Genomic DNA, 24,493 nt, shown 5'->3' on the forward strand with positions numbered 1-24,493 from the left:
CCCGGGAGAGTAGGTGGCCGCCAACCCCAACAAGGACGGCCCCCGTTTCGAAAGAGACGGGGGCCGTTCCGCGTTTACACCCACACCCCGCGCCCGCACGCTCAAGGCCAAAAACGCGTGACGGCCCGGGGGCACTGCAGCCCAAGTATGATGAGCCTAAAGGAAATGCCTAAATAGCTAAAAGGTATACTTTAGTTTTCCTGCCACTCTTCACTTATCTATTTGTTAGCAGCAACGTATTGTAATGTTCAGCTTATTCGTTGCATTTTATATACTTCCTGTCTAACTTGTTGCTATGGCATTTCTGTATCCATCCTTTCTTTGGGCTCTTGCTGCTATCGCAATTCCTATCATATTGCATCTCATTCAGTTGCGAAGGGCTAAACGAATTGAATTTAGTAACGTCAAGTTTATACAGGTATCAAAAGACCTGACTGCCAGCCAACGTAACCTTAAAGAGCTTTTAATACTAATCTCAAGGATTCTATTTATTTTCTTCTTAGTCTTAGCGTTCGCGCAACCCTATATTCCGGCATCTGAATCCATACAACCTGTCGATGCCTCTCAGGTAACAATCGCCATTGATAATTCCCTGAGCATGCAGAATGTACATGCTAATGAAGATCTGTCTTTACTAACGGTGGCCACTGATCAGGCTAAACGTGTACTTGATCTTTTCCCATCTACCGCTGCTGTTAGTATAAACTCTAATGCTAATTACAATCGCTCTCCTACGGTAACCGCTGGTGAGGCCGTCCATGTGCTTGATCAGTTGGATTACTCTACTCGTCCATTCATAAAGAGGCAAGCTGTCACATCTGATCGCTCGTCGGCAGAACATGTCTTTCTTTTCTCTGACTTTCAAAAGTCCCTTTTTGAACCCGCACTTTTCAATAGCTTAGATAGTTCCCGTTTCTATCATTTAGTGCCAGTAAAAGCTGGTGCTGTTGAAAACGTCTTCATCGACTCTGTATATCTGGCTGATGAGTTTGTTCGTTCCGGTACAGAAGGAACCCTTTATGTACGGTTATATAATGCAGGTGACAAAGCTGTACCTGATTGTCCGGTTAGATTAGTAATCGATAATGTACAGACAGCTGCCTTAAGTATCGATCTTCCGGCTAAGCAAGTAACAGAAGCTGCGATAGGTTTTACTATTCGTGGAGAGGGCACGAAGCGGGCAGTAGTAGAGGTGGAGGACTATCCCGTCGAGTTTGATAACGCCTACTATTTCGTGCTGGCACCCTCGAACAAACTGCTTATCACCGAAGTAACCAATAGCAATGACAGTCCCCTGCAACGACTTTACCAGAATGAACCTTTATTTGAAACGTTGCGCTTTAGTGCGAGTAACATAGATTATCCTCGTTTAACCGCTTCTAATCTTGTTGTTTTGCAGGGCTTGTCAGATATACCGGCGGCTCTTGTGCCTACTTTGTCTGAGTTTGTTAAAAATGGTGGCACACTGGTAGTCGTACCTAGCGCTTCAGAGCAAGGCAATAGCTACCTCAGCCTGATGCAATCCTTATCTATACCTGCTTCATTTTCTTCAGCAAGTGCCACATCTTCTAAAACTTCACTTGCTATTCCAAACAGGGACAATCCTTTCTTCAGCACGATTTTTTCCGAATATGATCCTAAGATGCAAATGCCGGCCGCAACAAGAAGTTTAGTTTGGTCTAGGTCGTCGGACGATATTATGAAATACAGAGGAGGGGCTCCCTTTCTTTCGAGATTTGACAGGGGGCAGGGGCAGGTATACCTAATGGCCGCTCCGCTGCAAGCATCGCTAAATGAATTGGTGAATCATGCCCTGTTTGTGCCCGTCATGTACAGACTTGCCATTAGTAGCTATAAGCAGGAACAACAACTCGCCTACCGAATCAGCGATGTTTCCCTTAGTGTGCCTGTACAGGAGCAAATAGGTAGTGAAGGTATTTTCAAACTTGTCATGGACAGTGCTGCTTTCATCCCTGAACAACAAATTAGAGGTGGTAATTTAGTGTTTAACATGCCACCTGATCTGGAGGAGGCTGGTTTCTATGATTTGTTCCTTCAAGATACTCCAGTAGCCACCTTTGCTTTTAATTATAATAAGCAGGAATCTCTGTTAGATCAGTTCAGTCCTGATGAGCTCAAAAGCTTCTTAGGTACAGATCGTCCGAATGTGCAGGTATATGACTACAATGACAGCTTTTCGATGAAAGGGGAATTCGAAAAACGATTTTTTGGCGTCAAGCTTTGGAAATATTGCCTAATATTGTGTCTGATTTTCTTGATGGCAGAAATTGCTCTAATCAGATTCCTCTAACATGAAACTACTTCTCAAAGCAGTCCAGATTTACGACCCATCTTCAGCATATCATCTACAGCGCCAAGACATATTGGTTGAAGACGGTGTGATTGCCTCTATAGGGGCAAACTCAGTGGGGGCTGACCAAACCATTGACTTAGATGGGCTTTGTGTGTCTCCGGGCTGGGTTGATTTGTATGCACAAGTGGGCGAACCGGGTTTAGAACACAAAGAGGATATCGAATCTTTGGCAGAGGCGGCTGCGGCTGGTGGTTTTAGTGATGTACTGTGCATGCCCAATGTGCAGCCTGTTGTGCAAAGTAAAGGCGCTATCAATTTCTTGAAGGCGAAATCGGCTGGGCTTCCAGTAAATTTGCTTCCGGCTGGTGCTGTAACAGTGGATACGCAGGGAAAAGAACTGACTGAGATGATTGACCTGCAACGTGCCGGGGCAATGGCATTTACAGACGGAGCTAAGCCCGTGCAGGGAGCCGAGGTGATTGTGAAGGCTTTGCAGTATCTTCAACCGTTTAACGGCATCCTGATGAACCGACCTGAGCATACCCGCCTAACAGAGTTTGGGCAGATGCATGAAGGGATTGTGAGCACGCAGCTTGGCATGAAAGGTATACCGGCGCTGGCCGAAGAGTTAATGGTTACCCGGGACCTGCAATTGCTGGAGTATACTGGTGGCCGTCTGCACTTCTCCCTCGTTTCTACGGCTGGTTCTGTAGAGGCTATTAGAACAGCAAAGGCAAAGGGCCTGCAGGTAACTTGTGATGTGGCCAGCTACCAAGTGGCTTATACAGACGCCACCATGGCTCCTTTCGAAACCAATTACAAAGTGTCTCCACCTTTCAGAAGCAAGCAGGATGCTAATGCTATTTTGCAGGGATTGGTAGATGGCACGATCGATGCCGTCGTGTCCGCACATCAGCCTCAGGATACCGAAAGTAAAAAGCTGGAGTTTGATCTTGCAGAGTTCGGTATGATTAATCTCGAAACGGCTTTTGCTGTTGCCAACACTACGATGGCCCATGTCCTCCCGCTCGAGAAACTCATAGAGAAGCTAACCGTTGGGCCACGTCAGATTCTTAATCTGCCTGCCTGCAGCATAGCCGAGGGGCAGCAGGCTTGTTTGACGCTGTTTCATCCTCAACTTAAATGGACCCCAACACTGGGTGATACCCGTTCAAAATCAAAAAACTCACCTTTCCTAGGTCAAGAGCTAACCGGTAAAGCAATCGGACTTATCAACAAAGGGCAAGTGGTACTAAATCAATCTTTTTAATATATTTATCGCTATATTTCTGTCAGAATAAGGATTGTGACGGGGAGAAGCAAATAACGAATGCTGAATCAGACGATTGTAAGGGTGGGAGTGCGCTACGGCGTACTATGTGGCGTGGCATGTTTTGTCATTTTGATGGCGCTATACCTGATGGGGTTTAACCCTTTCGGTGATGCTGGAAGGTGGAGTTACTTACCGCTGCCAATCTTTATTTTTCTGGGTCTGAAGTACTTCAAGGGCTTTCACGATGCCGAGGTCGGTTTTTGGAAAGGGATGCGTGTCAACATGTCGATTACGTTTTACACGGCCCTTTGCACAGCCATGCTCATATACCTAATGATTTACATGGTGGGCCCTGAGATTATACAACAGCATGTGGCCGAACTTAGGGCACTGTTGGATGAGAGTAGGGAGGCGCAGATAAAACTCTTGGGCGAGCGTAACTTTGAAGAAGCATACAAAGGGCTAGATACTCTTTCGCCTAGTATGTTGGCAACACATGATTTTTTAAGCCGGATATTGGTAGGGATGGTGTTTTCGGTAGTAGCGGCCATATTTTTCAGAAAATAAATTTCCACTTTTATAAACCAACTCAAAATGACTGAAACCCAACCTTCTGTTTCTTCTGTGGCGCTAAAGTATGGCCTTATGGGCGCCTTGGCATCAATTGTATACTCCGCTATTCTGTTAATTAGTGGCGTTAATGTGAGCGGTTGGGCGGGTGCTATAGGTTATCTTATACTGATCGCTTTTATGGTGCTTGCCATGAAAGAGTACAAAGCCCAGAACTATGGCTATATGTCCTATGGGCAAGGACTGGGTATAGGCACGTTGGTAGCACTGGCCTTTGGTGTACTGGGTGGCCTGTTCATGTTTGTTTATACCTCGTTTGTAGATACTGAATATACCTCAAACCTGATGGATAAGCAGCGCATTGAGTTGGAGGAGAGAGGTATGAGTGATGAACAGATCGAGCAGGCTATCTCTATGGGTGAGTCTTTCTCTAGTCCTGTTATGATGATTGTCTGGTCTATAGTGGGCTACTTGTTTATAGGCTTTCTTCTGGCGCTTATAGTGGCTGCTGTTATGAAGAACAAGCGACCGGAGTTTGAATAGAAAAATGCAATACCCTTACGATATATCGGTGGTGGTTCCTCTTTTTAACGAGGAGGAATCACTGCCTGAGCTGGTACGCTGGATCAAACGTGTGATGCACGCGCACAGCTTTACTTATGAGATTATTTTAGTGGACGATGGCAGCACAGACCGTTCTTGGGATGTGATCACTGACCTGAGTGCCGAAGACAATACGGTGAAAGGCATTAGCTTTAACCGAAATTACGGTAAATCCGCAGCCCTGAACGAAGGGTTTAAGCGTTGCACTGGAGAGGTAGTCATCACCATGGATGCTGACCTGCAGGACAGCCCCGAAGAGATTCCAGCCCTGTACGACATGATCAAGCACCAGAAGTATGATCTGGTTTCTGGCTGGAAGCAAAAGCGCTTTGATCCGCTTAGTAAGACCATTCCGACCAAGTTTTTCAATGCCGCCACCCGCAAGCTATCGGGCATCCAGCTCCATGACTTTAACTGCGGCCTGAAAGCCTATCGGCAGCTGCTTGTCAAGAGCATTGAGGTGCATGGCGAGATGCACCGTTACATACCGGTTATCGCCAAGTGGCACGGCTTTACGCGCATTGGTGAAAAAGTGGTGCAGCACCAAGAACGCAAATACGGTACTACCAAGTTCGGACTGGAGCGCTTTGTCTATGGCTTTCTCGACCTGCTGTCCATCACGTTTGTAAGCCGTTTTAAAAAACGCCCGATGCACTTTTTCGGGACGTTTGGTACACTTTCCTTTGTGATTGGTCTAGGTATAACGCTGTGGCTCATTCTGCAGAAGATATTTGGGCTATACCCTAATGGCCGTGTGCGCGATGTGGTGGACCAGCCACTGTTTTATCTCTCTTTAGTCGCCGTTATTCTGGGGGTGCAGCTGTTTTTAGCCGGTTTTTTGGCCGAGATGATCTCAATGGCCTCCAATAAAAAGAACGAATACCTGATCCGGGACCGGGCTGGTCTGATCAAGAAGTAATGACTAGGCGTGTGATAATTGTGGGGCCTGCGCATCCGCTGCGGGGCGGTGGCATGTCCACTTTCAATGAGCGCCTAGCCCTTGCCTTTCAAGAAGCGGGCGATGAAGTGGAGATCGTCTCCTTCAGCCTGCAATACCCCCCCTTTCTTTTTCCCGGCAAGAGCCAGTATACCAATGAGCCTGCTCCTGCCGGACTGGTTATAAAATCGCTCATCAACTCTATCAATCCGATTAGTTGGGTTAAAACCGGGAATTACATTCGCAGGCAGCGCCCCGACTTAGTTGTTTTCAGGTTTTGGCTGCCTTTTATGGGCCCAGCCTTGGGCACGATAGCCCGTATTGTCCGTCGGAACAGGTATAGCCGCATACTGGCCATCACCGATAATGTGGTGCCGCACGAAAAGCGGCCGGGTGATGTTCCTTTTACCAAATACTTCCTGAGCGCCTGCCACGGCTTCCTGACCATGTCGCGCTCTGTTCAGCAGGACCTGTTGCGTTTCGAACCTGCCAAGCCCAACTTGTACCTGCCACACCCCCTTTACGACAACTTTGGCAAGTCGGAACCTAAGGCAGAAGCGTGCGCCACACTGGGTTTAGATCCAAAGTACAGGTATATCCTGTTCTTCGGTTTCATACGGGCTTATAAGGGGCTCGACCTGCTGCTGCAGGCCATGGCTGAACCGGCCCTGAATCAGCTCACGGATGTAAAGCTGCTGATAGCAGGTGAATTTTATGAAGATGCCGCCCCATACCGTGACCTTATTCAGAAACTGAAGCTGCAAGAGCGACTTATCCTGCGTACTGACTTTATACCTAATGCCGAGGTGCGCCACTACTTCTGCGCAGCTGATCTGGTAGTGCAGCCTTACAAACACGCGACCCAGAGCGGAGTGACACAGGTAGCCTATCATTTTGACAAACCGATGGTGGTAACCAACGTGGGAGGCTTGGCAGAACTGGTGCCGCACGGCGAGGTTGGCTATGTAGTGGAACCTCAACCTAAAGCAATAGCAGAGGCCATATTCGATTTTTACAGTACCGAAAAGGGAGCAACATTCATGCATAACATCAGCAGTTATAAGCAACGCTTCAGTTGGAGTAAGTTTATAGAAGCTGTGTATGAGTTGGCTGAACGGATAAAGCTGTGATACATCTACTTGATTAGCTCTTTTTCTATATACCTTTATTCTTCATATTCTATTTACTTGTAACGAATTGAACTATATGAACACACAGCACTATACCTTGGTGTTAGGAGCATCGGGTAACTTGGGTGGCAAAGTGCTTCAGGAGTTACTGAAGCGTGGTGAAAAAGTAGCAGCCATTGTCCGTAATAGAGAAAAGCTGCATGAGTTTGAGGGACAGATCGAAATACTAGAAGGTGATTTTCATGATGATAGGTTTTTGCAGAGCGCATTCAGTCAAGCGAAAGCGCTCTTCTGTACCATACCTGATGCAGCCCTTGGCAGCCCTGAAACCGCAGCGGAGCGTTTAATCCCTATTCTGGAGGCCAGCCCCATACAGCATATTGTGAACATCAGCAATGCCACACTAAAGCGAAATGGCGGTTATACCGCTTTAATCAGGTTTGAACGGGCTTTAAGTAAACTAAAGGGTATAGCCTTGAAGCACTTGCGCTGCGCCAACTTTTTTGAGAACTTAAACTGGGGTATCCATACGCCATACCTGCCGGATTTGAGACTCCCATATATTTCCTCCTATGAAATAGCCCATGTGGCTGCCAATTATCTGCAGCATAAAAATTTCGATGGCGTATCAACTGTTGAGTTGTTGGGAGAGCGGGACTACAGCATGTCGGAACTGGCGGCACATGTTGGCATCAGCTATACGCAGTTGCCTTACTCTGACGAAAACATTGGCTTCTATCAACCATTCAATGAGGGCAATTTTGAACTTGTTACTCGTACAGACCAAAACACCAGCTCACCCGCTGAAGAGCGATTTACTCTAGATTACTTTATCAGGCACGATTTAAAATTGTAATATAGGCTTGTACAAAACGCAAAAAAGCCTCTGCCAGCAAAATGTTGACAGAGGCTTTTTCTGTTTTTGGCTATACCTTACACCAACTGCACGCCGGTATAAGAATAAGGTGTTATCTTTTTCAACTCGGCTTTAACCGCATCGCTTACCTGTAGGCTATCGATAAAGTTGGAGATGGTCTGCTCCGTGATTTTCTCGTTTTTGCGGGTCAGGTCTTTCAGCGCTTCGTAGGGCTGCGGATAGCCTTCGCGGCGTAGCACCGTCTGTATGCCTTCGGCTACTACGGCCCAGTTCTCCTCGAGGTGATGGCGCAGCGCCGCCTCGTTCAATTCCAGCTTGCCAATACCACGCTCCAGCGATTTCAAGGCGATAAGTATATGCGCTAACGGAACACCGATGTTGCGCAGCACAGTCGAGTCAGTGAGGTCACGCTGCAGGCGGGAGATCGGCAGTTTGGCCGATAGATGCTCTAGCACGGCATTGGCTATACCTAAGTTGCCTTCGGCGTTCTCGAAGTCGATCGGGTTTACCTTATGCGGCATGGCTGAAGAGCCTACCTCGCCTGCTTTTATCTTCTGCTTGAAATAGCCCATCGATACATACTGCCACACATCGCGCGAGAAGTCGATCAGTATGGTGTTGAGGCGTTTGAGGCCATCGAAATAGGCGGCTAGGTTGTCGTAATGCTCAATCTGGGTGGTGTACTGGCTGCGGCGCAGGCCCAAAGCCTCTTGCACAAAGCGGTTACCGAACTCCGGCCAGTTAACATCCGGGTAGGCCACGTGGTGGGCGTTAAAGTTGCCGGTGGCTCCGCCGAATTTTGCCGAAAACGGCACTTGGCGTACTTGATCCAGCTGCGCCTCTAGACGCTCCGCGAACACCATGATCTCTTTGCCCAAACGAGTAGGGGAGGCAGGCTGTCCATGGGTATGGGCCAGCATCGGAATGTCTTTCCATGTTTGGGCCAGCTCTACCAAGGTCTGGTGCAGGCTCTGATACAGCGGCATGATCACACGATCATCAGCCTCGCGCAGCGAGAGCGGAATGGCCGTGTTGTTCACGTCCTGCGAAGTAAGACCAAAATGGATAAATTCCTTGAACTGACTCAGTCCCAATTGGTCGAACTTCTCTTTAATGAAGTACTCCACCGCCTTCACATCGTGGTTGGTGGTCTTCTCGGTCTCCTTGATGCGTAGGGCGTCGGCCTCTGAGAACTGCTCATAGATAGCACGGAGCTCGGCGAACTGATAAGGCGGTACTCCGGCCAGCTGCGGCAATGGCAGCTCGCACAGGGCGATAAAATATTCCACCTCTACCAGCACGCGGTAGCGTATCAGTCCGAATTCAGAGAAGTAAGCAGCCAGTTCGGAAGTGTTGCGGCGGTAGCGGCCATCCACTGGGGATATCGCCGTGAGTGATGTCAGGTTCATGAAAGAGAATGTTTCGTTGTTCAAAGATAAGCTTATTGCCAAAGTAAGCCAAAATAGAGGGGCCTATTTAGTAGGTTAAAGGCTCTTTAACGGTAAGCTGCCGCGATGGTGGCTGAAAAAGAACGGAAGCGGTGAATTTCCTGTTTGAAGGGTATAAGATACTGTAAATGAAATGATTGGTATCTTTATTGCTATGAGCACCCCCGGATAGTGCCTTTAAATAAATCTAATTCTACCCTAGGTCGTATGCGGGGTTAAATAACACAAACCGCACGCTCTTACGTATGGAGTGTGGAGTGCTATATTATATGGGCACTATATTTTAATACTTAATCTAATTAGCGTAATTCGCATCTCGATATTTTGGACCAACGATTGAAAAAACGAATAGTGATAGGGACCGGCATTGTGCTTGGTCTTTTCCTGATTCTCCTGATCTCCCTGTTTGCCTTTAGAAGTAGGCTGCTAAACTATACCATAAACCGTGTGGTGGAGAAAGTGGAGAGTCGGTACCCCGTAGATTTTACGATAGGAACAGCGGAGTTTACCGGTCTTACCTCAGTCGTGCTCAGTGATATATCACTGGTGCCGCACGGGCAGGATCAGCTTTTCAGAACTGACAGCGTACACGCCACCGTGGGCTTCCGTTCGCTCTTCAGAGGCCGTATTGTGCTCCGTGAGCTAGATGTGGCTAATGGCTACTTAACGGCTATAAAAAACGGTGACCGAAACAACTTTTCTTTTCTGTTTAGAAAGGACAGTAGCCAGCCCATAGACACTACTTCCGGTGGCCGTAATTATGGGGCGCTCCTCAACCGCGTACTCGAGACAGCATTCGATAACGTGCCCGAGCAGGTGGACTTCAGTAACTTGAACGTAACCTATACCTCCCCGAACCGCAACATTGACATCCGAATGCCATACCTGACCATAGAGGAAGGTAGGATCAATTCGCAGGTCTCCATTCAAACGGATTCGCTTGTAAACAATATGCTGGTGAAGGGTACCATCGATCCGCGCGATTATAACATGAGGGCCAGTCTGTACGCTTCCGATAACCAAGGTATACGCCTGCCTTATGTGCAAGAGAAATTCAGCGGAACAGTGGCTTTCGACACGCTGCACCTAGGTATAACAGACAAAACCTACCGACGCGAAAAGCTTACGGTGAAGGGAAGTGCCATGGTAAACAACCTTGTGGTAAGCCATGAAAAACTTGCCGATGAGGATATTCTCCTGAAAGAAGGAGCGGTTGACTATGTGGTGAGTCTGGGACAGAACCTTTTTGTGGTGGACAGCCTGACCGAAGTGCGTGTGAACAGGGCAAAAGCCAATGTATACGCCGCTTACAACAACGCCGATTCGAAAATAATTGATCTGAAAGTACGCACGGAGTCATTGCCGGCTAACGACTTCTTTGGATCGTTGCCTCCCGGTCTGTTTGAAACACTGGATGGTATACAGGCAGAAGGCGAGTTGCAGTACAAAATGCAGTTCCACGTTAACTTGGACAGTGTCGAGCGTGTCGTATTCGACTCAGATCTGGATGCCTCAAAGGACTTTAAGATTGTGAAGTGGGGCAATGCGAATCTGGATAAGTTGAAAGGACCTTTCATGCATACCATGTACGAGTATGGTAAACCCATTCGTACGTTCATGGTAGGGCCTGCCAATCCTTTTTACGCCCCGATCGGACAGATATCGCCCTACCTGCGCAACGCTGTCTTGACCGCTGAGGACGCTGGGTTCTACAGCCACAATGGTTTCCACGAAGAAGCTTTCCGGCAGGCGATCGCCACTAATATCAAAAAAAGGGAGTTTGTGCGCGGCGGCAGTACCATTTCCATGCAGCTGGTTAAAAACGTGTTTCTGACCCGTAAGAAGACAGTTTCGCGTAAGGTGGAGGAGGCCATTATTGTGTGGCTGATCGAGAACCTTGAGATCGTGTCGAAGAACAGGATGTTTGAGATATACCTCAACATCATTGAGTGGGGGCCGGATGTGTACGGCGCCAAGGATGCTTCGCGTTTCTACTTCGGCAAGCAGCCATCGGAGCTCAACCTGAACGAGGCGATCTTCCTGACCAGCATTATACCTAGTCCTAAGCGCTACCGTTCCTCGTTTGACAGCTACGGCAATTTGCGCAGTTGGAAAGCCGGTTACTATAGGCTTATCGGTGGCATGATGGCCCGGCGCGGACTTATTTCGCAAGAGGATTACAACAACCTGCAACCGAATGTGCGACTTTACGGGCGTGCTCGCGATCTGATCGTGACAGCACCCGACGCCGACTACGAAGACACGACCGAGTTTGAGCTCGAAACCATCGATATGCTTGGCTTTTAAAAACAAATGAGATGAGAAACAACGGCCGGCGTTTGTAATTGCGCCGGCCGTTGTTTTGTTTTGGGCTGTTCAGTATCGAAAAAACTACGTAGCTATACCCGCGCATTTAAGCTATACCTACATTGGAAATAAAACCGACCCCTCCACCTGATAAACCGACAGGTCCGGCCAAGCGACCCCGGCTGGGCATAGGCAGTGTGCAGGCCCTGCTGGTGCGCGCTGGTTTCGACTGGTTTCTGCTCGCGCTGATGGGGATGATCCTACTGGCCTACCTATGGCCGAAGGGGGGGATAGACCGGGAGCCTATATCCTTGGGCGATATTGCCAACTACGGTGTTTCCGTGATTTTCTTTTTTTACGGACTTCGTCTGAGCCCTGAAAAGCTTCGGGTAGGCTTGGGCAGCTGGCGACTTCACATGGTCGTGCAGACATCTACTTTTTTGCTTTTTCCGCTTCTTATCATACCTCTGCATGGACTGTTCGAGGGCACCTCAGGTGAGATGCTGTGGTTGGGCACCTTTTATCTGGCGGCGCTGCCGTCCACCGTGTCGTCGTCCGTGGTAATGGTGTCGATAGCCGGCGGCAACATACCTGCCGCTATTTTTAATGCCAGTATCTCCAGCCTGATTGGGGTGTTTGTAACGCCGCTCTGGATGGGGCTATACCTGACGGCTGGCTCCGGCGACTTCGATATGGGAGAGGTGATGGGCAAACTGGTATTGCAGGTGCTTCTGCCGGTTACGCTAGGCATCGTGTTGCACCGCTTTTGGGGAGCCTTTGCCGATCGTAACCGGAAGCAGCTTCGTTATCTAGACCAAACAATCATTCTGCTTATTGTCTATACCTCTTTCAGTGAGTCTTTTGCCCGCGATATGTTCAGTGGCTATAGCTTTGGTGACTTGCTGCTGTTGGGAGTAGCCATGCTAGGGCTGTTCTTTTTGGTGTATGGTATCGTGCACGTGATCAGCCGCGTACTAGGTTTCAATCCTGCTGATAGGATAACGGCTATTTTCTGCGGCTCCAAGAAATCGCTGGTGCATGGCACGGTCATGGCCAAAGTGCTCTTCCCGGATGCCAACATGGTGGGCATTATGCTGCTTCCGATCATGATTTACCATGCCCTGCAGCTGTTGGCTTCGAGTGTGATAGCCCAGTCCATGGCACGGCGAGCGGGCTTAGACGTAAAGGGTGAATAAAAGAGAAGGGACTGCAGCTGAACTGCAGTCCCTTCTTGGTACTTTGGCTAAAAAGTTGAGGGTTGTTGTTATGCAACCTGCTTCACAGGTTTTTCTTTTTTGACTTCCTCTTCCTTGAGTAATTTCTTGTCCAGAATAAATGGTCCGAATGGGAGCAGGGAGGCAACTACGGCCGCTGCGATTTTTTTAATGGACCAGTTGTGAGTCAGTGTCACTTCGAGCACTGATATCATGTAGAGTACGAACAGCACACCGTGGGCCCAGCCTGTGTATTTTACCATGGCTGGCATATCAGCCATATACTTCAGCGGCATCGCAATGCCTAGGAGCAGGAGGTAAGATATTCCTTCGTAAATACCGATGGTGCGTAGTCGTGAAATCGGGGTTCTCATATATTAAAGCTTGATGATGTTCAGCTACAAAGATACCACTTAACAGGAGAGGTAGGGTAATGGTGCCATTGGAATTAAAAAAAGATGGGGGATCTAAAAGTAGAGCTTTGTTGAGAGGGCGAAAAAACAAAAGACCGCCTTATGAGCGGTCTTTTGTGATAATAGTCTATTCTAATTAAAGAGTAGCAGTAGCAATTACTTCATCGCCTTCTTTAGCAGTCCAATCGCCAATTGGGTCCTCTTTGTCTGATTTCTCCATGCGGAAAGTCACATAGAAGGTGTTGCTGTAACCTGGCGTGAGGTTCAATTCAGACCACGATACAACAGCGTTATTGTTATTATATCTTACGTCTCCTTCTACTCCATCCGCTGACATCGCTACCACATTGCCTGTAATAGTTGCAGAAACACCTCCCTGAAGCTTTACATTGCTGTATTCTGTACAAGAAGTGAGGGTGAAAGCCACCTTGTATTCAGTTAAGCCACCTTCAACAGGATTAGCATAAACCTGCTGAGCAGTTAGGTTTGCACCAGTACAGATAGCAATAAAAGTTACATTGCCTTCCATATGGGCTGCTTTGTAGCCGCTGCCATTTTTTGGTACATACTGTGCTCTGAATGAATACTCTTTAGCTGTATTGGAGGTATAGTCATAAGTGAAAGGAGCCGTGGCATTCTCAAGGTTGAACACTCTTAGGTTGGTCCAGATCGTACTTCCGTCCAGTGCAACGCCTGTAGCTTCCTGAATGCGTAACTCACCACTAGTCGGTACTGCAGTGAATTTAGCTTCAATGGTTGTATAAGTACCTACCTGCGGCGTAGCATTAGAGAACTCAATAGCTAAACCAGTTTCGATAGGCTGGCTTCCACCTCCATTGTTATTCGGATTCGCATTTGTTGCTCTTACTGCCTCAGTAGCTGAGGAATTGAGGCCTACTTCGTCCAAGTCTTTTGTACAGCTTGTGAATGTGCCAGCTACAAGTAGTAGCGCTGTGGCAATAGAATAAAACTTCTTCATGATTTGACAAGGGTTATAGTTATAATTGTTTATAGGTATATAATAATTTTACAATCATTAGGCTTTAACTGATGTTATGGTAAAATTGTTTCAATTTATTTAAATATTCTAATATTTAAATAAAAATATTTTTAATAATTGTATCGAAAGTTATAATGAGTTTGCTGTGTGTAACTTTAAAAGTGTTGGAGGATTCTTTTCAAATTATTATAAACAAGGGGAAATCAAACTTGCAGAATACTGTGTATAAAAAATCGGAATGGTTAAAATTGCATCAAAAAAAATCCCTGCTACTGACTTAAAAAGCAGTAACAGAGATTTTTGGTAAGAGATGTATAAGAGATTAGGAACTCAAGCCATAGTTATACAAGTGGGTACGAGCATATTGCGAGCGTACTTCCTGAAATATAGTCTTCACAAAACCTTGGTCTATACCTGCAGTGTTAGCCTGATGCAAAAGGTTCTCCAATACCAAGTCCCAGCGCACAGGGTCAGGCAATGCAGACTGCTCAGCAGTAGGCTTTCCGAAGTTACCGAGCTCGGCTGTGACTTTGGTCCTGCGAGACATTAGTGCAAGCAACTCATCGTCCAGCAACTCTATTTCTTTGCGAAGCTTTTCCAACTGCGCGCCTTGCTTCACTTTTTCAGCCGAGGTTTTGTTCGGTTTCAGGGCCTGTAAAAGCATATGCAACTCCTGCGGCATAATCTGCTGCTGGGCATCACTCAGCGCCGCCGCAGGGTTGTGGTGCGATTCCACCATTAAGCCATCGTAGCCTAAATCAAGGGCGCGCTGGCTCACCGGGCGCAACAGACTGCGGCGGCCTGCTATGTGGCTGGCATCGCAGTACATGGCAAGGTCTGGCACCAACTGGCGAAGCTCCAGTGCGTGTTCCCACTTCGGGTGGTTGCGGTAGGGCGCGCTGTCCAAGGTAGAGAAGCCCCTGTGCATCGCGCCGAGGTCAGTTATACCGCTGTGGTGTAGCCGTTCAAGGGCGCCCAGCCACAGTTGCAGATCCGGGTTTACCGGGTTCTTCACCAGCACTGGTACTTGCACGCCCTTCAAGGCATCGGCTATTTCCTGCACCAAGAAGGGGTTTACAGTAGTGTGAGCACCTATCAGCAATATGTCAACACCGTGCTGCAGCGCCAGTTCCACCTGCGATGTATTGGCCACTTCGCAGGCAGTGCGCAAACCGGTTTCCTGTTTCACGGTGCGCATCCATTCCAGACCGATGGTGCCCACCCCCTGAAAACTGCCCGGACGGGTACGTGGTTTCCAGATGCCGGCTCTGAAGACGGTAACGCCTTTTACCTTTTGCAGGCCAAGGGCGGTTTGCAACATCTGTTGCTCACTCTCAGCGCTGCAGGGACCCGCGATCACCATTGGTCGCTTCTTGCTTACCAATTGGCTTTCCTGACCGGCTAATTTCATGCTGCTGTGTGCTGCTGTACTCATGGGTGTAATGTATTTAGTAGTATTGCCTTAAAACAAAAAAGCCCCGCTTGTGGCGGGGCTCCTGTGGTACCTGTGTATGTTCTGTTTTACCTAACGCACAAAGTTCTACCGCGGAGCCCCATCTGGAGCACCATCTTAGAATTTGTAAAAATATAGGCGTTAGAGAAAATCATTTTCTGCGAATTATCTTGCAATTGAAGTTATAAAAAATGACAAAAACAAATATCTGGCTAAAATTTTAGTGAAAAACATTGACGTTTTGCGTCCTAAGGTATAAAATCAGGAGGGGGAGGCAACGCATTGTCCTTCTTTGGAAACATGAGTGAAGCAACGATGGAAACGGTCAGGATGACACCCACCACCAGCAGCGCATAGCGCATGTCCAGTTCGTAAATATCGCTTAAGAGCAGCTTGGCGCCAATAAACACCAGAATCAGTGACAGACCATAGTGCAGGTAATGGAAAAGCTGCATGATGCCAGCCAGCGCAAAGTACAGCGCTCGCAGGCCTAGAAGGGCAAATACGTTGGAGGTATAAACAATGAAGGGATCCTTTGAAATGGCCAAGATGGCAGGTATGGAGTCGGCTGCGAAAACCACATCGGTGCTTTCCACCATGATGAGCACCAGAAAGAGTGGGGTCGCGTAGAGCTTGCCGTCCACTTTGGTGAAGAATTTGCCCCCAACGGCTGTTTTAGTGAAGCGCAGCTTTTGGCTCACCCACACAATAAATGGGTTCTGTTCGGGGTGTAGCTCGCCATCGTCTTTTGTGAAGGCCATTTTTATGCCCGTATACACCAAGAAAGCGCCCAGTATGTAAATGATGAAGTGGAACTTGGCTATAAGCGCCACACCCACCAGAATGAAAATGCCGCGTAATACCAAGGCTCCGATAATGCCCCAGAACAGGATTTTGTGCTGGTACTGCAGCGGCACCTTAAAGAAGTTGAATATAAGGATGAATACGAAAAGGTTGTCCACGCTCAACGACTTCTCTATCAGGTAGGCTGTCAGGAATTCTAGCGCGGGAGCAGGTCCCTTCCAGTAGTAGATGAATGCATTGAAAATAAGGGAAAGGGCGACCCAGAAAGCACTCCAGAGGAGCGCCTCTTTTATCTTCACCGCATGCTCTTTGCGATGGAACACAAACAAGTCGAGTCCCAACAGGAGGAGGATGAATATATTGAATATGACCCAGAAAAAGACGGTATCCATAAGCTACAGAATCAAAGCAGTAAAGCGTCCAACGGTAAGGGAAACACTACACCTAACTCGTAAAGTTAGTTTTTTATAGGTGTATCTGCAGCGATCGGGCAAGAATAAATTTGTGGCAAGCCAGATGCCGCAGCTGTAAACGTTGTGCAGCTAGTAGCGATCGAAATGACGGAAAATGCTGTTTACTTTCATGCGAATCACACCCAGCACGGCTTCTTTGAAAATGCCTGACGACATTTTGGACTCGCCCTTGGTGCGATCTGTGAAAATGATGGGCACTTCCTTTATTTTGAAGCCGTATTTGAACGTGAGAAATTTCATCTCGATCTGGAAGGCGTAACCCACAAAGCGGATTTTATTGAGTTGAATCGTCTTGAGTACCTTGCGACGATAGCATACAAAGCCTGCAGTAGTATCTGCAATGGGCATGCCGGTGATGAGGCGCACATAAAGGCTGGCAAACCACGACATGAGCACGCGGTTCATGGGCCAGTTCACCACGTTTACACCTTGTATGTAACGGCTGCCGATGGACATGTCATAGCCTTCCACGGCGCAGGCATGATAGAGGCGCACGAGGTCGTCGGGATTGTGCGAAAAGTCGGCGTCCATTTCAAAAATGAACTCATACCCCTTGCGCAGCGCGTACTTAAAACCATGAATGTAAGCCGTGCCGAGTCCTAGTTTGCCGGTGCGCGACTCTAAGTACAAGCGCTCCGGGAACTCCTGCTGCAGGGAGCGCACGATATCGGCGGTGCCGTCCGGAGAGCTGTCGTCTACTATGAGCAGGTCAAAAGGGTGGGGCAGTGACAGTACCTTCCGCACAATAGCCTCAATGTTTTCCTTTTCATTGTAGGTCGGTATGATCACCAGCGAGTCATTCATACCGCAAATATAGCTATTCAGCTATTGTGCGGGAAACAGCGCGGGTATTAATTTTAGCGGCAATATTTTTGGCTTCCCGCACACAGTCGGGAACGGCTACGCCAGCATGCCAGTTCGCCGAGATAAAGAAGCCTTCGCTCTCAAGCAGTTCTGCCATGTTATGGGCATCCTCTATGTAGAGGTCAAACTGGGGCATGGCATGCGGCCAGAGGTGCATATGCTGGAAAACAGGAGCTAAAGCCCGAATGCCGTAGGTGGCGCTTAGCTCTTGGTGTACCTGCTGCAGTAGGCTGCTTTCGTCAAGGTGCGCGTGTTCTGCAAAGCGGGTGCCTCCCACGTAGGAAGTAAATAGCACTTCGTGCGGTCGGCAACGGCCTTCGAACAGAGAACTAGTCCAGATAGAACCGGCCGTGAAGGTTTGTTCTTCCCAAGGATGGAGCGCGCCAAAGCCCTGCAACAGGTGGCTTACCTCAGCCCGGTTGTAAACCGTATGCACCACAGCCATAGGCGGGTAGTTGATATTCTGCAGCGCGGCCGACATACCCGGATAAGTGAATTCGATAAGTTCGGCGGCCTGATGCGCTGGAAGGGCTAGTACCAGTTTGTCATACTCCTCGTCATCGTGATCACCATGCGAGGCGCAACTGATGATGAATTTGCCTTTGATGCGGGTGATGAACTCTACTTTATGGTTCAGGTGCAGCGAGATGAGTTTATCAGCGATGGCTTGTGGTAGCGTGGCCATACCTTTCTGGAAGGAGAAAGCACGCTGGAACACGCCTCTTTTTTTCTTCTGCAGCATTCCTTCGAGCACCGATCCATACTTCGTTTCCATTTCCTTCAGTTCAGGGTGGGCTTTGCTAACCAGCAGTTGTCTGGGATCGCCACCGTATAGGCCACTAATCATAGGCGCGGCCAAGTAGTCTACCTGATCCACCCCGAAGCGCCTTTCAAAAAACTCGGCTATGGTTTCGTTCTCAATTTGGGCAGGGGGCACATTTCTTTCCTGCAGAATCCTGTACTTGTCTTCCCACGAAAAAATGTTGTTCCCCAGAAATGACTTAGGGCAGGAGGGCACGGGATGCAGGCTTCCTTCATGTAGCACGTACCTTTTGCTGCTGCGGGGCGTTACCGGCAGGAGTTCGGTTTCGAGTTTCAGCTCTGTGATGAGTTGCAGCAATTCCTCGTTCATCTGCAGGGTATTGGGGCCCATCTCTAAGGTATAGCCGTTTTTCTTTAGCGTACGCATATTGCCGCCCACTTCGCTACCGGCCTCAAAAAGATCGTAGGCTATGCCCATACGCTGTAAGTAGTAGGCCAATGCCAACCCCGAAATCCCCGCTCCTATAATCGCTACTCTCATAATAAATGCCTGTACTACAAAACTGTTATTTAGCCGCCGGTTAACATCAATGTGCAAGACGGCGTGCATATCAAACGTAATAATCCTAATTTTAGCGCCTGAACCTACCAAATACTGATGCAACAGAAGTGCGTGTTCCTTGACCGTGACGGGGTGCTTAACCGCGAACGGGGAGACTATACCTATACCTTGGAAGATTTTGAGGTGCTGCCGGGAGTGCCGGAGGCATTGGCGCTTTTGAAGCAGAACGGCTATTTACTGATTGTGGTTACAAACCAAGGCGGCATTGCTAAAGGCCTGTATACCAAGGCCGATGTGTTGGCCTGCCATCAAAAACTGCAGGATAGCTGCGATCATTTAATTGATGCGATGTACTACGCGCCTTCCCACCCGAAGTACTCCGAATCGCTCTCCCGCAAACCCGACAGCCTGATGCTCGAGCGCGCTAAAGCTAGGTATAACATAGACCCTGCGCAAAGCTGGATGGTAGGTGACTCCCACCGCGACTTGGAGGCAGCTGAGAAGGTTGGTGTGCGGAGTATTATTGTAGGGGATAAGTATGAACCGGAAAGCTATACTTGGCAGGTAAAGGATTTGTGGGAGGCAGCGCAGGTGATTGTTAAGCAGAATAATTCTTTACCTACCTCTGAAGTAATTAGATAGCATTTCTTATATTTAACATAAGAGGTATTACGTTTAGCCAACATGGGTTTGTTGAAAAAGCGTATGTTCCCGCTTTCGAACAAGTTAGGCTACAATATAAATATGAAAATAAGTTATCTCATTTTGCTTTTTGCTCTCATTCAATCAGCTGTTTTTGGTCAAGGAACGGAGAGGAAAAAGCTATATGTAGAAGGACGGATAATTTCAGAAGTAAACAATAAGCCGCTCGAAAATGTCATAACCTACTTGCAAAAAGAAAGAGTTTTTATAGCCACCGACAGTACTGGCTTCTTCAGAATCCCTGTTAAAGCTTCAGGTGAACATCGTCTGATTGTCATTGAGGGAGGATATAGTGAGTTAGATTCCTTAATTGTCATCAAAACAGAATCTTTAACTGATTTAAATATAGTGTTAGTAGCGGATTGCCCGTTCAATCGCTCTTCAGCCGAAAAGGATATAAAAAAAGGAAATCCGAAGCTTTTGCTTGTAGGAAGCATCGCTCCTGTAGTTTATACCGGACAAAATTATTTTGAGAGAAAATACAAAGTTCAATACTACGACTTTGGTTGTACACCTCCAGCCGACGCATGCATTGAAGAATATAACCAAAAGGTATTTGAGTTTTTGGACAAGAAATATGGCGACAAGTGGAGGAAAGAAGTTCGCAAAGACGTGCGCTTCTTAAGCAAAACCAAATAAAATATCGTAGCCTAACATTATATAAACGGCATCTCGGCCGACGGCCTCACCCGCTGTTCCCACGAGCCCGTTAGGCCAAATTTTGAGCAAGAGAAATGAAGAAAATATTTAGCTTTCCTCAACTGATAATTACTTTCTCTTTTCACTTGTCTGTCTGGTTGATTGAGCGCTTCAACAATATTGAAAAATATCAGAAGAAAGTAGCTAAGCTTCATGAATTAGAAGAAGGAACACTAGGAAAGGACATTGCTGAGTGCTTATCAAAAAATAATTTAAGACTTGTACCCGGTTATGAATCTCACGACCTCAAACACGTGCTTCTGGATTACAAAATGAATCCAGTTGACGAAATAAGAATGCAGGCTTTTATGATAGGCAATGGTAATATCTCAATCCCAAGTCTTGCCATCTTTTTATACGGACTCTTACTTCTTCCTCATAAATGGCCAACATTCTATAAAGACTTCAAAACTGGATTCGCTTCTCAACCGATAAAGAACTGGCAAATTGAACAGTATTCAAGCTTCAGCACGACAGATTTAAGGCAAAAAGTAGTTGGGACAAGAAATGTAGAACCTATTATTCAAATGAAAATGAAGAAATTAGCTTTGATCGGCTCTTGTATTTCAATGATTTTAGGAGCGTTGGGAATGCTTTATTGCTTGCCCTTTTTGTTCTCTAATGTTCTTGAAGATTTAGTAGGGGCAGGTTTCCCATTTGTAGGTGGTGCAATATTATTTGCAGCGGGATTAATTAGCTTCTCTATAAATAATAAAAAACTGGGCCTAACCCAGCCTATAAGTTATGCTTCGGGTCAGCCTCGCAAACCTTATTAGGCAAAGCCGTTGTACGTCATAAAAATCATGAAAAAATAAATGCCAACAATAGAAATAGTCTCAGTTGGTGCAGGCAGTTTGAAGTTGAACCAAAGCAACTTTGAAATAGCCCTTATAGAAGAAGACAAGCTTAAAAGCCACCGTGGACTCTTTTATGATTGGCTGATTCAGCAAGAAGGTGTGATTGTGCATCTCGGCAATCAAGAATTTAAAGAAGATAAAGCTGGAGGGTTCTTTGCAGGCGAGTTGATTGATTGGAGCTTCGAGCCAACTACCATTGAGCTACCTAACTTTAAGGAAGGAGAAACTGGAACAAACCAAATTTCGGCTTTTAGATTCTTGACTGACTATCAGATTGAAGTTGCGCTAATACTCAAAAGAGCAATTGACGCTTCACCCGAACACAAAGCTTACTTTCTGACTGATATTCAGTTTGGAGCAGACAAAGGGGAAATAGAAGATTTAAACCTCTCAGAATTCTGGAAAATTCATGATACTGAAGGTTTGAAATGGAACACTCTTTATAAACTGAAAAAGTAAAAAATTACGAGCGTACAACACAGTTTATACCTTATGTTTCGGCAAAGCCTCACACAGGGTATACACGAGCACGTTGGCTCCAATGTTAAAATAAGAAATGGCGAATACTCCGATAGAAAAGTACCTTGAGTATCTTGATTCAATATTTCAAGTAGAACCAGAATTCTTTAGAGAAGAGTCATTAGACAAAAACCTTCCTGGGGTTACAAGCATTGTCTACAGGGACGTTCCAGAAAAGGGAATGATTACCGCTTTGACTTACGGAGTTTCCCGTTCAGAGCACAAGGACTGGAAATTCGGCCGACCTGAACTTTGCATCACCGTGGAATCAGATGATATTTCTTGGGGACAAGTTATTGGCTACATCGGGAACCAACTTAGAGGCGAATTCAACTTTGGGTACGGACAAACAATAAACTTCAATGAGCAAATCTCTGATGAATCGGAAATGGATGCATTCCTGATTTTCGGACCATCTATACTTGACAAAGAAGATTACCTTGGCATAGACGTGGGGTTGGATTATAAAATCAATCTTGCTGGACTCTACCCGATTTACTCTTCAGAAATTGAGAAATATAGCAAAATTGGACTGGAAGAGTTTTGGAATCATTCAAACTTTGACCTGTATAATGTGAACCGTAAAAGAATAGAATAAAAAACACAGGAGCTAACATTGCATAAACATCAAGCCACGGCCGACGGCCTTGCTCGTTGTTTATACTACCCGTTAACCCCTCCCCCAAAAACAAAAAAACCGGCCTTAAAGCCGGTTTTTTTATATCCATAGGCAATCGCTCGGATTAGCCCTTGATAACTGCAGTTGTTTCTGTAAGCTCAGATGCTGGGGCGTTCTGATCGGACACCTCTACGCTGGCAAAGTTGTAGGCTGGGCAGTACGTCTTGCAAGAAGTCATACCCAGTGCCAGAATAAATGCGCCGAATGCTGCTAATTTCTTCATGGTAAAATATTTAAATAAACGATGGTAATCCAAAAATACATTTTTTACTATAAATGCAAAACAGTATACGCAAATTTAACGCGCTTAGCCTTAAATTTCGTATCCCAGTATGTTCAGCATCGACTCATAGGTCTGTTCCGGCGCAAATTGCCAGCTTTTTAACTTACCGTTTTCATCCTTGTCCACCAAAATATGCTGTGGTGAAGGGATGAGGCAGTGCTTGATACCGCCATAGCCGCTGAGCTGCTCCTGATAGGCTCCTGTGTGGAAGAACCCGATATAAAGCGGCTCCTGCTTTGGCGCTTTCGGCAGGAACACTTGGAAGGAGTGCATCTCCGAGTTATAGTAGTCTTGGCTGTCGCAGGTCATGCCGCCAAGCTGTATCTTACGGTACTCCTTGTCCCAATGGTTAATGGCCAGTAGCGGCCAGCGCTGGTTAAGTGCCCACGCATCCGGCAGGTTCGTAATAAACGAACCATCGATCATGTACCATAGTTCCTTGTCGTTCTGGAGCTTCTCATCCAGAATAGAGTAAATGTTAGCCGCGCTTTCGCCTACCGTAAAGATACCAAACTCCGTGAAGATGTTCGGCTCCGGCACACCTTCATCCTTGCAGATGCGCTTGATGGTGCGCAAAATCTCCTCGGTCATGTACTGGTAGTTGTAATCCGCCTGAATGGAGGTTTTGATCGGGAAACCACCCCCGATGTCGATGGTGTCGAGTTCCGGGCAAACCTTTTTAAGCTCGCAGTATTTGTGCACAAAGCGGCTCAACTCTGACCAGTAGTAAGAGGTATCCTTTATACCTGTGTTGATGAAGTAATGGAGCATTTTAAGCTCGAACCTGTCGTCCGGCTTGATCTGCTGCTCGTACAGGTCGATCACATCGTTGTAACGCACACCAAGTCGGGAAGTATAGAACTGGAACTTGGGCTCTTCGTCGGAGGCGAGGCGCATGCCTACCTTGGTCTTCACGTTTACGTGCTCCTTGTAGTACTCAATCTCTCCAATGTGGTCGAGTATGGGCATACAGTTCACAAAGCCATCGTTGATGAACTCTGTGATCCACTGGCGGTAGCGCTCACGCTTAAAGCCGTTGCAAACGATATAGGTGTTTTTGTTGATTTTACCTTTTTTGTAAAGGGCCTTCACGATCTGCATATCGTAACCAGAAGAGGTTTCGATGTGAATATCGTTCTTGAGCGCCTCTTCCATCACAAATGAGAAGTGCGAGGCCTTGGTGCAGTAGCAGTAGGTATAAGTGCCTTGGTAGTCAAGCTTCTGAATGGCGTCGTTGAAAAGACGTTTTGCCTTCTGAATCTGCGAACTAATCTTGGGCAGGTATGTTAATTTTAATGGAGTCCCGTACTGTTTGATCAGGTCCATCAGGGGAATGCCGTTGAAAAACAACTCATTGTTCTCTACGGTAAATTCGTCTGTGGGAAAATCAAAAGTTTGGTGAATTAGGTCGGTGTATTTATCCATTCTGGTGCTTGTGGGCTTAAGAAAACATGCAATATTGTTCGTTATTTACCATCTTTGCAAAAAGTTTGTTTAAATTATAAGAAACGTTCAGTAAATTATTCCTATCACGCTCTTTAAAGCGGGAAAATAATTAGGGAGGGATGTTCACGTGTGAACGATTGTCATCCCCTGCATCCTTTGAAGGGGGACTTGTCCTCAATAATGCAAGATGTTTAAAATGTACGCATATTGAGTATCCCCCTTTTAAGGCAGAGACGTTAAGTTCTAGCAAAAACTATCCCCTTGAGGGGATTATAGGGGTGTAATGCTGGTTGGAGAAGCCTTA

23 protein-coding genes are annotated in these 24,493 nt (G+C 47.0%); 14 read left to right on the forward strand and 9 right to left on the reverse strand.

Annotation, left to right across the window (positions count from 1 at the left end):
• Positions 1-295 precede the first annotated feature (295 nt).
• The 7 genes from Q1A04_RS13830 to Q1A04_RS13860 all read left to right on the forward strand — a co-directional run bounded on the left by Q1A04_RS13830 (position 296) and on the right by Q1A04_RS13860 (position 7,683).
• Entirely contained in the window at positions 296-2,311 is a 2,016-nt protein-coding gene (locus tag Q1A04_RS13830; RefSeq protein ID WP_299707027.1) for a BatA domain-containing protein, read from the forward strand.
• 1 nt (position 2,312) lies between these two features.
• Positions 2,313-3,584: a dihydroorotase gene (locus Q1A04_RS13835; protein WP_299707030.1), complete on the forward strand. Its 1,272-nt coding sequence runs from the start codon at positions 2,313-2,315 to the stop codon at positions 3,582-3,584.
• Positions 3,585-3,644: 60 nt separating this feature from the next.
• Positions 3,645-4,154, forward strand: a complete 510-nt coding sequence (locus tag Q1A04_RS13840; RefSeq protein ID WP_299707033.1) for a DUF4199 domain-containing protein — start codon at positions 3,645-3,647, stop codon at positions 4,152-4,154.
• A 27-nt stretch (positions 4,155-4,181) separates the two neighbouring features.
• Positions 4,182-4,700 (forward strand): DUF4199 domain-containing protein, encoded by a 519-nt coding sequence (locus Q1A04_RS13845; RefSeq protein WP_299707036.1) that lies wholly within the window; start codon positions 4,182-4,184, stop codon positions 4,698-4,700.
• A gap of 4 nt (positions 4,701-4,704) precedes the next feature.
• On the forward strand, positions 4,705-5,679 hold the full coding sequence (locus tag Q1A04_RS13850) for a glycosyltransferase family 2 protein (protein ID WP_299707039.1): 975 nt from the start codon (positions 4,705-4,707) through the stop codon (positions 5,677-5,679).
• The gene (locus Q1A04_RS13855) at positions 5,679-6,827 is read left to right on the forward strand and encodes a glycosyltransferase (RefSeq protein WP_299707043.1); all 1,149 of its coding nucleotides are present in this window, start codon (positions 5,679-5,681) and stop codon (positions 6,825-6,827) included. The genes Q1A04_RS13850 and Q1A04_RS13855 overlap by 1 nt, the downstream gene beginning before the upstream one ends.
• 76 nt (positions 6,828-6,903) lie before the next feature.
• Complete coding sequence (locus Q1A04_RS13860) at positions 6,904-7,683, forward strand: NAD(P)H-binding protein (protein ID WP_299707046.1); 780 nt, start codon at positions 6,904-6,906, stop codon at positions 7,681-7,683.
• 77 nt (positions 7,684-7,760) lie between these two features.
• On the opposite strand, the gene purB is transcribed toward Q1A04_RS13860, so the two are convergent.
• The gene (gene purB, locus Q1A04_RS13865; protein WP_299708816.1) at positions 7,761-9,113 is read right to left on the reverse strand and encodes an adenylosuccinate lyase; all 1,353 of its coding nucleotides are present in this window, start codon (positions 9,111-9,113) and stop codon (positions 7,761-7,763) included.
• 375 nt (positions 9,114-9,488) lie between these two features.
• Between purB and Q1A04_RS13870 the strand changes: the two genes are divergently transcribed.
• Together Q1A04_RS13870 and Q1A04_RS13875 are read left to right on the forward strand one after the other, a co-directional pair.
• Complete coding sequence (locus Q1A04_RS13870) at positions 9,489-11,459, forward strand: biosynthetic peptidoglycan transglycosylase (protein ID WP_299707047.1); 1,971 nt, start codon at positions 9,489-9,491, stop codon at positions 11,457-11,459.
• Positions 11,460-11,647: 188 nt separating this feature from the next.
• The gene (locus tag Q1A04_RS13875; RefSeq protein ID WP_299708819.1) at positions 11,648-12,655 is read left to right on the forward strand and encodes a bile acid:sodium symporter family protein; all 1,008 of its coding nucleotides are present in this window, start codon (positions 11,648-11,650) and stop codon (positions 12,653-12,655) included.
• A gap of 68 nt (positions 12,656-12,723) precedes the next feature.
• On the opposite strand, the gene Q1A04_RS13880 is transcribed toward Q1A04_RS13875, so the two are convergent.
• From Q1A04_RS13880 to hemG, 6 genes are all read right to left on the reverse strand, one after another.
• Entirely contained in the window at positions 12,724-13,047 is a 324-nt protein-coding gene (locus Q1A04_RS13880) for a DUF3817 domain-containing protein (protein ID WP_299707049.1), read from the reverse strand.
• Between the two features lie 175 nt (positions 13,048-13,222).
• Positions 13,223-14,065, reverse strand: a complete 843-nt coding sequence (locus Q1A04_RS13885; protein WP_299707051.1) for a hypothetical protein — start codon at positions 14,063-14,065, stop codon at positions 13,223-13,225.
• Between the two features lie 343 nt (positions 14,066-14,408).
• Positions 14,409-15,521, reverse strand: coding sequence for a chorismate mutase (locus Q1A04_RS13890; protein WP_299707054.1), 1,113 nt, complete (start codon positions 15,519-15,521; stop codon positions 14,409-14,411).
• 266 nt (positions 15,522-15,787) lie between these two features.
• Complete coding sequence (locus Q1A04_RS13895) at positions 15,788-16,735, reverse strand: TerC family protein (protein WP_299707057.1); 948 nt, start codon at positions 16,733-16,735, stop codon at positions 15,788-15,790.
• A gap of 150 nt (positions 16,736-16,885) precedes the next feature.
• Positions 16,886-17,620, reverse strand: coding sequence for a polyprenol monophosphomannose synthase (locus Q1A04_RS13900; protein WP_299707060.1), 735 nt, complete (start codon positions 17,618-17,620; stop codon positions 16,886-16,888).
• A 13-nt stretch (positions 17,621-17,633) separates the two neighbouring features.
• The gene (gene hemG, locus Q1A04_RS13905; protein ID WP_299707063.1) at positions 17,634-18,983 is read right to left on the reverse strand and encodes a protoporphyrinogen oxidase; all 1,350 of its coding nucleotides are present in this window, start codon (positions 18,981-18,983) and stop codon (positions 17,634-17,636) included.
• Positions 18,984-19,100: 117 nt separating this feature from the next.
• On the opposite strand from hemG, the gene Q1A04_RS13910 reads away from it, so the two are divergent.
• The 5 genes from Q1A04_RS13910 to Q1A04_RS13930 all read left to right on the forward strand — a co-directional run bounded on the left by Q1A04_RS13910 (position 19,101) and on the right by Q1A04_RS13930 (position 22,379).
• Positions 19,101-19,646 carry an HAD family hydrolase gene (locus Q1A04_RS13910; protein ID WP_299707066.1) on the forward strand — a complete coding sequence of 182 codons (546 nt, stop codon included), beginning with the start codon at positions 19,101-19,103 and terminating at the stop codon, positions 19,644-19,646.
• 102 nt (positions 19,647-19,748) lie between these two features.
• Positions 19,749-20,345, forward strand: a complete 597-nt coding sequence (locus Q1A04_RS13915) for a hypothetical protein (RefSeq protein WP_299707069.1) — start codon at positions 19,749-19,751, stop codon at positions 20,343-20,345.
• 95 nt (positions 20,346-20,440) lie between these two features.
• The gene (locus Q1A04_RS13920) at positions 20,441-21,181 is read left to right on the forward strand and encodes a hypothetical protein (RefSeq protein WP_299707072.1); all 741 of its coding nucleotides are present in this window, start codon (positions 20,441-20,443) and stop codon (positions 21,179-21,181) included.
• Between the two features lie 39 nt (positions 21,182-21,220).
• Positions 21,221-21,721, forward strand: a complete 501-nt coding sequence (locus Q1A04_RS13925; protein ID WP_299707075.1) for a hypothetical protein — start codon at positions 21,221-21,223, stop codon at positions 21,719-21,721.
• Between the two features lie 97 nt (positions 21,722-21,818).
• Positions 21,819-22,379 (forward strand): suppressor of fused domain protein, encoded by a 561-nt coding sequence (locus Q1A04_RS13930; RefSeq protein ID WP_299707077.1) that lies wholly within the window; start codon positions 21,819-21,821, stop codon positions 22,377-22,379.
• Positions 22,380-22,524: 145 nt separating this feature from the next.
• Here Q1A04_RS13930 and Q1A04_RS13935 read toward each other — a convergent pair whose 3' ends face one another.
• Both Q1A04_RS13935 and Q1A04_RS13940 read right to left on the reverse strand, forming a co-directional pair.
• Positions 22,525-22,683 (reverse strand): hypothetical protein, encoded by a 159-nt coding sequence (locus tag Q1A04_RS13935; protein ID WP_299707080.1) that lies wholly within the window; start codon positions 22,681-22,683, stop codon positions 22,525-22,527.
• Between the two features lie 90 nt (positions 22,684-22,773).
• Positions 22,774-24,168: an arginine decarboxylase gene (locus Q1A04_RS13940; RefSeq protein WP_299707083.1), complete on the reverse strand. Its 1,395-nt coding sequence runs from the start codon at positions 24,166-24,168 to the stop codon at positions 22,774-22,776.
• Positions 24,169-24,493 lie beyond the last annotated feature (325 nt).

Origin of the sequence: uncultured Pontibacter sp. (assembly GCF_947499215.1) — a bacterium.
In the GTDB taxonomy this organism is placed as follows: Bacteria; Bacteroidota; Bacteroidia; order Cytophagales; family Hymenobacteraceae; genus Pontibacter.

Bases quoted from the DNA above. Each gene is read 5' to 3' on its own strand.
- Q1A04_RS13850 (WP_299707039.1), top strand. From the start codon at position 4,705: ATGCAATACCCTTACGATATATCGGTGGTGGTTCCTCTTTTTAACGAG.
- Q1A04_RS13900 (WP_299707060.1), bottom strand. From the start codon at position 17,620: ATGAATGACTCGCTGGTGATCATACCGACCTACAATGAAAAGGAAAAC.
- Q1A04_RS13910 (WP_299707066.1), top strand. From the start codon at position 19,101: ATGCAACAGAAGTGCGTGTTCCTTGACCGTGACGGGGTGCTTAACCGC.
- Q1A04_RS13845 (WP_299707036.1), top strand. From the start codon at position 4,182: ATGACTGAAACCCAACCTTCTGTTTCTTCTGTGGCGCTAAAGTATGGC.
- Q1A04_RS13830 (WP_299707027.1), top strand. From the start codon at position 296: ATGGCATTTCTGTATCCATCCTTTCTTTGGGCTCTTGCTGCTATCGCA.
- purB (WP_299708816.1), bottom strand. From the start codon at position 9,113: ATGAACCTGACATCACTCACGGCGATATCCCCAGTGGATGGCCGCTAC.
- hemG (WP_299707063.1), bottom strand. From the start codon at position 18,983: ATGAGAGTAGCGATTATAGGAGCGGGGATTTCGGGGTTGGCATTGGCC.
- Q1A04_RS13890 (WP_299707054.1), bottom strand. From the start codon at position 15,521: ATGAGTACAGCAGCACACAGCAGCATGAAATTAGCCGGTCAGGAAAGC.
- Q1A04_RS13935 (WP_299707080.1), bottom strand. From the start codon at position 22,683: ATGAAGAAATTAGCAGCATTCGGCGCATTTATTCTGGCACTGGGTATG.
- Q1A04_RS13885 (WP_299707051.1), bottom strand. From the start codon at position 14,065: ATGAAGAAGTTTTATTCTATTGCCACAGCGCTACTACTTGTAGCTGGC.
- Q1A04_RS13835 (WP_299707030.1), top strand. From the start codon at position 2,313: ATGAAACTACTTCTCAAAGCAGTCCAGATTTACGACCCATCTTCAGCA.
- Q1A04_RS13930 (WP_299707077.1), top strand. From the start codon at position 21,819: ATGGCGAATACTCCGATAGAAAAGTACCTTGAGTATCTTGATTCAATA.
- Q1A04_RS13855 (WP_299707043.1), top strand. From the start codon at position 5,679: ATGACTAGGCGTGTGATAATTGTGGGGCCTGCGCATCCGCTGCGGGGC.
- Q1A04_RS13940 (WP_299707083.1), bottom strand. From the start codon at position 24,168: ATGGATAAATACACCGACCTAATTCACCAAACTTTTGATTTTCCCACA.
- Q1A04_RS13915 (WP_299707069.1), top strand. From the start codon at position 19,749: ATGAAAATAAGTTATCTCATTTTGCTTTTTGCTCTCATTCAATCAGCT.
- Q1A04_RS13895 (WP_299707057.1), bottom strand. From the start codon at position 16,735: ATGGATACCGTCTTTTTCTGGGTCATATTCAATATATTCATCCTCCTC.
- Q1A04_RS13920 (WP_299707072.1), top strand. From the start codon at position 20,441: ATGAAGAAAATATTTAGCTTTCCTCAACTGATAATTACTTTCTCTTTT.
- Q1A04_RS13860 (WP_299707046.1), top strand. From the start codon at position 6,904: ATGAACACACAGCACTATACCTTGGTGTTAGGAGCATCGGGTAACTTG.
- Q1A04_RS13925 (WP_299707075.1), top strand. From the start codon at position 21,221: ATGCCAACAATAGAAATAGTCTCAGTTGGTGCAGGCAGTTTGAAGTTG.
- Q1A04_RS13840 (WP_299707033.1), top strand. From the start codon at position 3,645: ATGCTGAATCAGACGATTGTAAGGGTGGGAGTGCGCTACGGCGTACTA.
- Q1A04_RS13880 (WP_299707049.1), bottom strand. From the start codon at position 13,047: ATGAGAACCCCGATTTCACGACTACGCACCATCGGTATTTACGAAGGA.